Here is an 8,527-nt window from a genome sequence, read left to right on the forward strand (position 1 = left end):
TGGCGACGACCTGGATCGGGGCAACCCTGATCATCGCCAGCGGCCTCTATATTGCCTGGCGCGAGCATGTCCGCGGCAGGACGGCACCGATCAGGACAGCAACTCTGCGTCCAGACTGATATCCGCCTTGAGCAATTTGGAAATCGGGCAGTTGGCCTTGGCATTGGCCGCCAGATCCTGAAAAGTCGCATCATCCGCGCCGGGTATGCTGGCCTTGAGCGTCAGATGGCTGGCGGTGACGGCAAAGCCATCCTCCTGTTTTTCCAGCGTGACGACGGCATTGGTCTCCATCTTGCTGGCCGTCAGCCCCGCTTCCCCCAGGATCAGGGAAAGCGCCATGGTGAAGCAGGAGGCGTGGGCCGCCGCGATCAATTCTTCGGGATTGCTGCCCGGCACGCCTTCAAAACGGGTAGCAAATCCATAGGGATAGGCGTCCAGCGCGCCGCTCTGGGTCGATATCGCACCCTTGCCGTCCTTCAGCCCGCCGCTCCACACCGCTGATCCGCTGCGATTGATTTTCATGACTCTATCTCCTGCGCTTGCCGACAAGGAACCCATGGGCATCCCCGTGGTTGCATCCTTATGATCCCACTTGTGCAGGAGAGAGACAATGTCTGACACGGCAATGGTAAATCAGGGGGTAAATCATGGCGCGCTGATCGCGTCCGACCGGGTGGAGGGCACCGCCGTCTATAACCGGCAGGGCGAAAAGCTCGGCAAAATCTCCAACTTCATGGTCGACAAGGCGTCGGGACAGGTCCGCTATGCGGTGCTGTCCTTTGGCGGCTTTCTGGGGATGGGGCATGACCATTATCCCCTGCCCTGGTCGATGTTGAGCTATGATACCGAACAGGGCGGCTATGTGGTCGAACTGGACCGCAAGGTGTTGGAGGAAGCACCCCGCCACATGGCCGACGAACGCCCCGATTATGACGATGGCTATGGTCGTAACGTCTATCAATATTATGGTCTGATCTACCCCTGGTGATGGCTGTCAGGCGGACAGACGGCACGATCAAGCCTCCCGTCCGCCTGCGCCTTCCGGTCGCCCAGATTTCGACACATTTTGTCGCTTACTAATTGTCTACCATAAAAATAGAATTATCCTCATGCCCTGGATAGACAGGATGAGGATCAGACCATGGAGCGATTCGGATTTTCGGGTGACACGCGCCAACCGGTCGTGCTGACCATCCCTGGCCTTAACAATAGCGGGCCGGGCCATTGGCAAAGCCTGTGGGAGGAAACACGCGGCGATTGCGAACGGGTTGATCTGGGCAGCTGGGCCAGCCCCAATCGCAATGCCTGGGTCACGCGACTGGACGCAGCGATCCGCGCCGCCAACGGCCCGGTCATATTGGCCGCCCACAGTCTGGGCTGCATGGCCGTCGCCTGGTGGGGTGCCTTGCAAAGCCAGGCCTATGGCTGGCCGGTAACCGGCGCGCTGCTGGTCGCGCCGCCCGATTGCGACCGGATGGAAACGCCCGAAACGATCGGCGGCTTTGGTCCCACCCCGCGCGCGCCTCTGCCCTTCCCCTCCATTCTGGTGGCCAGCCGGGACGACCCTTACATCTTCTTCGAGCGCGCCCACAGCATCGGTAAATATTGGGGCAGCGAGTTTGTGGATGCTGGCCATGTCGGTCATATCAACGCCGATTCACGCCTTGGCGATTGGACTTTTGGGCAGGGATTGCTCGAACGGCTCATCGACAATGCGCAGGAACAGGCATCGGCCATGCGCCAGTCCCGTCCGGCCATACCGCTCGCGCGGCAGTCGCTGGTCTCGGCGGGCCTGCGCGCTAACGTCTGACCCTCAAATCCCAAGGGGCGCGACAAGAGAAACTTGCGCGCCCCTTATATTTGCTTTTTTGTCTATCATTATAGTTGAGATAATGTGCGGAAAGAGGTAACGCATGACAGACACACGACCAGTTGAATTGCGCAACGGCCGCGCCGACACGCATCGGTCCGACATCATAACGAGCATCGACAAGGTGCGCGGCGTGCTGGCGGGCCTGAAGTTCGGATCGATCACGCTGACCGTCCATGACGCCCGCGTGGTGCAGATCGACGTAACTGAAAAGACCCGCCTGACCAGCTGACAGCGGAAGGCATATGACGGGGCTATCGGGTCACCATGGCCCATGCGGCGGGGGGTGGCCGCACGACATCACATCATCCCATATCTACAGGCTTTGACCGGACCACCGGAAACGCCGCGATCAACTGAACACCGGACCGCCGGAAAAAGGGGACCATCATGATTGCGCGTTTTCTGTTGCTTGTCAGCGTGGCAAGCACCTCCTTCATCACGCCTGCCGCCTTTGCACAGGACACCACGCCGCAGCCGGTCGACCCGGCCGCCGAGACACAAAATCCGCGTAGCGACGTCATCGTCGTGACCGCCCGCCGCCGTCAGGAAACCGCGCAGGAAGTGCCGCTGGCCATTTCCGTGGTCCGTGGCGACAGCATCGAGGCGACCGGCAATTTCAATATTGTGAAGCTGCAACAGCTTGCACCGACATTGCAGGTCTATACCACCAACCCGCGCAACACGTCGGTCAACATTCGCGGCCTGGGCGTGCCGTTCGGCCTGACCAGCGACGGCTTTGAACAGGGCGTGGGCATCTATGTCGATGACGTCTATAACAGCCGCGTTGCTGCCGCGACCTTCGACTTTCTCGATGTCGCGCAGGTCGAAGTGCTGCGCGGGCCGCAGGGTACGCTCTATGGCAAGAACACCACGGCGGGCGCGATCAACATTACGACCAACCAGCCGACCTTCCATTTCGAGGGGCGCGCCGAACTGACGGTCGGCAACCTCAACCTCAAACAGGCGAAGGCCGCTATCTCCGGCCCTCTGTCCGACACCGTCGCGGTACGCATCGCCATGGCATCGACCAGCCGTCGCGGCACCCTGTTCAACACCAACAGCGACCGCTGGATCAACGAACAGGATAATCTTGGCCTGCGCGGCCAGTTGCTGTTCCAGCCCGGCGACGATTTCAGCATCACCCTGTCGGGCGACTATAGCAAGCAGGATCCTGAATGCTGCGGCACGGCCTTCGTCCGCGTCGGGCGCACGCAGCGCGCGCTCACCCGCCAATATGACGCACTGGTCGCCGCGATCAATGCGGCCAATCCCGGTCGCAACTATGCGGTCAGTCGTAATGTCTATGATCGCCGGACCGATCTCGACTCCAGCCTGAACGCGGGCAACAAGATTGGCGGCGTGTCGGCCAAGATCAAATGGGATGTCGGCCCCGGCACGCTGACGTCGGTCACTGCCTGGCGCTTCTGGGACTGGAAGCCGGAAAATGATCGCGACTTTACCGGCCTGTCGATCGTGTCCAAATCGCAGAACCCGTCGCAGCAGGACCAGTATAGCCAGGAATTCCGTTATAATTACGAAAGCCAGCAGATCGATTTCGTGCTGGGTCTGTTCGGCTTCAAACAGCGGATCGACACCCAGGGCACCGAGCAGCAGGGCGCCGATGCCAGCCGCTGGAGCCTGACCGGCGCGCAGGCGACCGACCCCGCCATCCTTCAGGGTCTGACCGCCAGCAACACCCAATATCTCAAGGCCGACAGCGCGGCGCTGTTCGGGCAGGTCAGCTGGAAGGTCACTGATGCCCTGACCATCCAGCCGGGCGCCCGCATCAATTATGACAAGAAGTCCGGCTATTATCAGCGTGTGGTGACCAACGGCGCGGGCGAAGTTATCAGTTGCACCCCCACCCCGGCCGCAGGGTCGACGCTGGCGGCGCAGTGCGGCGTCTATCAGCCGCAGATCAGTGCGCCGTCCGACAGCGCATGGAACTTCACCTACGACTTCAACATCAATTACAAGGTTGCCCGCGACATTCTCGCTTACGCAACCTACGCCAAGAGCTTCAAGACGCTGGGCATCAACCAGAACGGCCTGCCGCTCAACGCCGACAACACGGTCAATTACGACGCGGGCACGGTGAAACCGGAAGGGGTCAACCATTATGAAATCGGCCTCAAGACCCAGTTCTTCGATCGCCGGGCTACCTTCAACCTCACCGCCTTCCGCACCGACATCAGCAATTTCCAGGCAACGGTGAATGGCGGCCAGTTCGGCACGGTGCGCGGTTATCTGGCCAACGCGGAAAAGGTGCGCTCGCGGGGTATCGAGGCGGACTTCAAGATCGTCGCCAGCGACCGTTTCACCGCCTATGCCAACGGTGCCTATACCGACGCCCAATATAAGAAGTTCACCAACGCCCCCTGCCCGCCCGAACTGTCGGGCGGCACGTTGCAGCCAGCCAATGTCCCGGCCGACTATTCGCAGCCTGGCGTTCCGGGCGCATTCAGCCCCCGCCAGTGCGACATTTCCGGTGCCGGTCTGCCGGGCGTGTCGAAATGGGCCTTCTCCTACGGCGCGGAGATCAACCAGCCGGTCACGCTGCTGGCAAAGGAAGGTCAGGTCTATTTCGGGGTCGACGGCAATTACCGGTCACGCTGGAACAGCAACGCCTCGCCGTCCATCTACACCAGCGTCAAGGGCTATGCGCTGACCAACTTCCGCGCCGGTTTCCGGGGTGAAGGGTTCGACATATTCGGCTGGGTCCGCAACGCGCTCGACGTCGATTATATCGAAACGCTGCAAGTCGCGCCCGGCAATACCGGCCTGATCGCCGGCCAGCCCGGCGACCCCCAGACCTGGGGCGGCACGATCAAATTCAGCTTCTGATCCGCAAATTATCAGGCTCACCCCGGCGGGGCGGCAGCAATGCCGCCCCGTTTGCGTTGCATGGCGCAATGGACTATATATGGTCCAAATTCGATCGAGGACCATCGCCATGCGCTATTCCAGCCGGATCAAGCCGATCAGCTATTTCAAGGCAAATGCCGCCGAAATCCTCGCCGACCTGAATGACGGTGCCGAGCCGATGATCCTCACCCAGAATGGCGAAGCAAAGGCCATCGTCCAGGATATCCGCGATTATGAAAAGACCCAGGAAACACTGGCGATGCTCAAGATATTGGCGTTGGGGATGGAAGATTTAAGAGCTGGCCGTACTATCCCCTGGGAACAAGCGGTGGAACAGCTGAAATCCCGGCCTCGCGCCGAAGATGACTGACGCGCCCTACAAGGTAATTCTCACCAAGGCCGCGCACGCCGATTTGCGCGCTATTCACGCCTATATGGCAGAGGTGAGATCCGTTGACGCTGCCGATGATCTTCTGAACCAACTGGATGAGCGCGTTCTCGCATTACGGCACTATCCGCTGCGTGGGTCGATTCCACAGGAACTGGAGGCTTCCGGTACCAAGGAGTGCAGGCAACTCGTTCATCCGCCCTATCGCCTCCTTTACAGCGTGGTGGGGGACATCGTGCTGATCCTCATGATTGCCGATGGCCGTCGCGACATGCAGGCACTGTTGAGCCAGCGCCTGCTGGGCCAGTAGGACCATCCCCGCCCCTCCGGCATTTGCGCGCCGCCGCGCGCTGGGCTAGAGCCTGCCAATGTCCACGACCTTCACGCTCGACACATCGACCAGCCGCGCCAATCCCACCCCCGCGCCGATGAAGCGGCTGACCGTGCCCGCCATCCAGCGACGCAAATTTGAGGGGAAAACCGCAGAGCCGCTGGTGATGCTGACCGCTTACACCGCGCGGCAGGCGCAGTTGCTCGACCCCCATTGCGACATGCTGCTGGTCGGCGATTCGCTGGGGCAGGTAATCTATGGCCTGCCATCGACCCTTGCCGTCACGCTCGATATGATGATCGCCCATGGTGCGGCGGTCGTGCGCGGCAGCTATCACAGTGTCGTCATCGTCGACATGCCGTTCGGCAGCTATGAATCCTCCCCGCAACAGGCCTTTGCCAGCGCCAGCCGCATCATGGCCGAAACTGGCGCGGCGGCGGTCAAGCTGGAGGGCGGGCAGGTGATGGCGGAGACGATCGCGTTCCTCAGCCAGCGCGGCATCCCCGTCGTGGCCCATGTCGGCCTGACCCCGCAGGCGGTCAACGCGCTGGGCGGCTATGGCGCGCGCGGCAAGAGCCAGGAAGAACATGCCAAGATCATGGCGGATGCCAGCGCCGTCGCGCAGGCGGGTGCCTTTGCCATGGTGCTGGAAGGGGTGATGGAGGAACTCGCCGTCGCCATCACCGACAGCGTTGATGTGCCGGTCGTCGGCATCGGCGCGTCGGCCCATTGCGACGGGCAGGTGCTGGTGACCGAAGATATGCTGGGCATGTTCGAGCGGGTGCCACGCTTCGTCAAACGCTTCGACAATATCGCGGAAACCATCGCCAGCGCGGCCGAACGCTATGCCGCCGATGTACGCGACCGCAGCTTTCCAACCGAAGAACAGGTCTATCGCCCGAAAAAGTGATTTGCCTGTGGCATAAGCGCCGCTATTGATCGCGCCTTCTGCCCGTCTGTTTCTGATCCATGTCCCGGAGAATATCGTGGCCCTGACGCCGCAAAATAGCGAAGCCTTCATGCGTGAGGTCGATGAAGCGGTCCGTCAGGACCAGCTTTTGACCGTATGGCAGCGCTATGGGCGCTGGATTCTGGTCGCGGTCGTGGTCGGCCTGGCGGCCTTTGGTGGCTGGCTTTACTGGCAGCATCACAGCAAGACTGAGGCGGAAGCCGTGTCGGAACAGATGGACGCCGTGCTGGCGACCGCGACGGGCGGCGGCACGCCCGATGCCAGGCAACTCGACGCACTGACCAAGGCCAGCCAGCCGGGCTATCGCGCGTCTGCCCTGCTCGTTCAGGCCGGGACCGCCTCGCGCAAGGGCGACGCCAAGGGGGCGATTGCCCTTTATGGCGCGATGGTCGCCGACACGGGGCTGGACCAGCCCTATCGCGATCTGGCGCTGATCCGCCAGACAGCGCTGGAATTTGAGACATTGAAGCCCCAACAGATCGTCGATCGCCTGAAACCGCTGGCGATCGAGGGCGCGCCCTGGTTCGGCAGCGCGGGTGAGCTGGTCGCCATCGCCTATATGAAGATGGGCAAGAATGATCTGGCCGGGCCGCTTTTTGCCGGCATAGCCAAGGACGCCAATGTGCCCCAGTCGATCCGTTCACGTGCGCGACAGATGGCAGGACTATTGGGGATCGACGCGGTTGAATTGCCCGCTGATCCGGCACAGGGATGAATGAGCGCATGGGAATGGACAGCATGAAGAGAACCGTGACGCTCACCCTGATGATCGCGCTGCTGGCTGGCTGCGGCATCATCGGCGGCAAGAAGGGTGGTCCAAAGACCCCGGTGCTGGGCAACCGCGTGTCCATCCTGAACAATGAACAGGGTGTCGAGGTCGAACCGGCGCTGGCCGACGTGCCGGTCAGCCTGCCTGCCCCCTATGTGAACGAACAATGGGCGCAGCCGGGCGGCGACCCCTCCAAGGCGATGGGCAATGTCTCGCTCGGCGGATCGCCCACGCAGGTGTGGAGCGCCTCGATCGAGGGCAGTTCGCCGCAGGCGCGCCTCGCCGCGTCGCCGGTCGTGTCGGGCGGCAAGCTGTTCGTGACCGACGCAGGCGCGCATGTCATCGCGTTCGACGCGGCCAATGGCAGCAAATTGTGGCAGACCAGCCTGCCGGCCGAAGGCAAGGGCAATGGCCGTTCGCTATTCGGCGGCGGCGTCAGCGTGCTGGGCGACCGGGTGTTTGCCAGCACAGGTCTGGGCGACGTATTCGCGCTTAATGCCGCGGACGGCGCAATCATTTGGAAGAAGCATCTGGCCGGTCCGCTGCGCGGCGCGCCGACGCTGGAAAATGGCCATGTCTATGTCATGGGCCAGGACAATCAGATTTTCGCGCTTAACCAGTCCGATGGCGAAACCCAGTGGACCGACAGTGGCACCTTGCAGGTCACCGGCGTGTTCGGCGTCGCTGCGCCTGCCGCTGCGCAGGGCACGGTGATCGCGGGCTACAGCTCAGGCGAACTGACCGCCTATCGTTATGAAAATGGCCGGACCCTGTGGGGCGACGCGCTGTCGCGCACCAGCATTTCGACCGCTGTTGCATCACTGACCGACATTGACGCCGACCCGGTGATCGACCGTGGCCGCGTGTTCGCAATCGGCCAGGGCGGCCGCATGGCCTCCTATGAACTGACCAGCGGCCAGCGCCTGTGGGAAATCAACATTGCGGGCATCTCCACCCCGTCAGTGGTGGGCGAATGGGTGTTCGTCGTCACCAGCGACGCCCGCCTGCTCTGCGTCGCGCGCGCCACCGGCAAGATCCGCTGGGTCAGCCAGCTGCGCCGCTGGCAGAAGGAAAAGAAGAAGGACAAGGCGATCCGCTGGACCGGCCCTGTTCTGGCGGGCAATCGCCTGATCGTCGTGTCCACGCGCGGGCAGATGGTCTATGTCGATCCCACGACCGGCAGCGTGCAGGCGGAAGTGGACATGGATCGCTCCATGTCGCTCTCGCCCATCGTCGCCAACAATATGCTCTATGTGCTTGCCGACGATGGCAAATTGACGGCACTCCGCTAAGAGCAACAAATATGCTAGGCGTGCTCCCGCGAAGGCGGG

The 8,527-nt window shown here is 62.0% G+C and carries 10 protein-coding genes and 1 pseudogene; 10 read left to right on the plus strand and 1 reads right to left on the minus strand.

Annotated elements, in window-relative coordinates:
• A pseudogene (locus tag EBBID32_RS25175) lies at positions 1–119 on the plus strand (EamA/RhaT family transporter); the annotation flags it as partial.
• On the opposite strand, the gene EBBID32_RS00395 reads toward EBBID32_RS25175, so the two are convergent.
• Positions 91–522: an OsmC family protein gene (locus EBBID32_RS00395; RefSeq protein WP_006948756.1), complete on the minus strand. Its 432-nt coding sequence runs from the start codon at positions 520–522 to the stop codon at positions 91–93. The pseudogene EBBID32_RS25175 and the gene EBBID32_RS00395 overlap by 29 nt on opposite strands.
• 88 nt (positions 523–610) lie before the next feature.
• Here EBBID32_RS00395 and EBBID32_RS00400 point away from each other — a divergent pair, with 88 nt between their 5' ends.
• The 9 genes from EBBID32_RS00400 to EBBID32_RS00440 all read left to right on the plus strand — a co-directional run bounded on the left by EBBID32_RS00400 (position 611) and on the right by EBBID32_RS00440 (position 8,488).
• Positions 611–988: a PRC-barrel domain-containing protein gene (locus tag EBBID32_RS00400; RefSeq protein ID WP_006948757.1), complete on the plus strand. Its 378-nt coding sequence runs from the start codon at positions 611–613 to the stop codon at positions 986–988.
• A 153-nt stretch (positions 989–1,141) separates the two neighbouring features.
• Positions 1,142–1,810, plus strand: a complete 669-nt coding sequence (locus tag EBBID32_RS00405) for an RBBP9/YdeN family alpha/beta hydrolase (protein WP_006948758.1) — start codon at positions 1,142–1,144, stop codon at positions 1,808–1,810.
• Positions 1,811–1,913: 103 nt separating this feature from the next.
• A complete protein-coding gene (locus EBBID32_RS00410; protein ID WP_006948759.1) occupies positions 1,914–2,102 on the plus strand; it encodes a YezD family protein in 189 nt (62 codons plus the stop codon).
• Positions 2,103–2,260: 158 nt separating this feature from the next.
• A complete protein-coding gene (locus EBBID32_RS00415; protein ID WP_006948763.1) occupies positions 2,261–4,717 on the plus strand; it encodes a TonB-dependent receptor in 2,457 nt (818 codons plus the stop codon).
• Positions 4,718–4,826: 109 nt separating this feature from the next.
• A complete protein-coding gene (locus EBBID32_RS00420; RefSeq protein ID WP_006948766.1) occupies positions 4,827–5,108 on the plus strand; it encodes a type II toxin-antitoxin system Phd/YefM family antitoxin in 282 nt (93 codons plus the stop codon).
• The gene (locus EBBID32_RS00425; protein ID WP_006948767.1) at positions 5,101–5,436 is read left to right on the plus strand and encodes a type II toxin-antitoxin system RelE/ParE family toxin; all 336 of its coding nucleotides are present in this window, start codon (positions 5,101–5,103) and stop codon (positions 5,434–5,436) included. Before EBBID32_RS00420 ends, EBBID32_RS00425 begins: the two co-directional genes overlap by 8 nt.
• Positions 5,437–5,494: 58 nt before the next feature.
• Positions 5,495–6,367 carry a 3-methyl-2-oxobutanoate hydroxymethyltransferase gene (gene panB / locus EBBID32_RS00430; protein ID WP_006948768.1) on the plus strand — a complete coding sequence of 291 codons (873 nt, stop codon included), beginning with the start codon at positions 5,495–5,497 and terminating at the stop codon, positions 6,365–6,367.
• Between the two features lie 76 nt (positions 6,368–6,443).
• Positions 6,444–7,142, plus strand: coding sequence for a tetratricopeptide repeat protein (locus EBBID32_RS00435; RefSeq protein WP_037487948.1), 699 nt, complete (start codon positions 6,444–6,446; stop codon positions 7,140–7,142).
• 23 nt (positions 7,143–7,165) lie between these two features.
• Complete coding sequence (locus EBBID32_RS00440; protein WP_156022428.1) at positions 7,166–8,488, plus strand: outer membrane protein assembly factor BamB family protein; 1,323 nt, start codon at positions 7,166–7,168, stop codon at positions 8,486–8,488.
• Positions 8,489–8,527 lie beyond the last annotated feature (39 nt).

The organism is Sphingobium indicum BiD32 (assembly GCF_000382885.1).
Lineage (GTDB): Bacteria > Pseudomonadota > Alphaproteobacteria > Sphingomonadales > Sphingomonadaceae > Sphingobium > Sphingobium japonicum_C.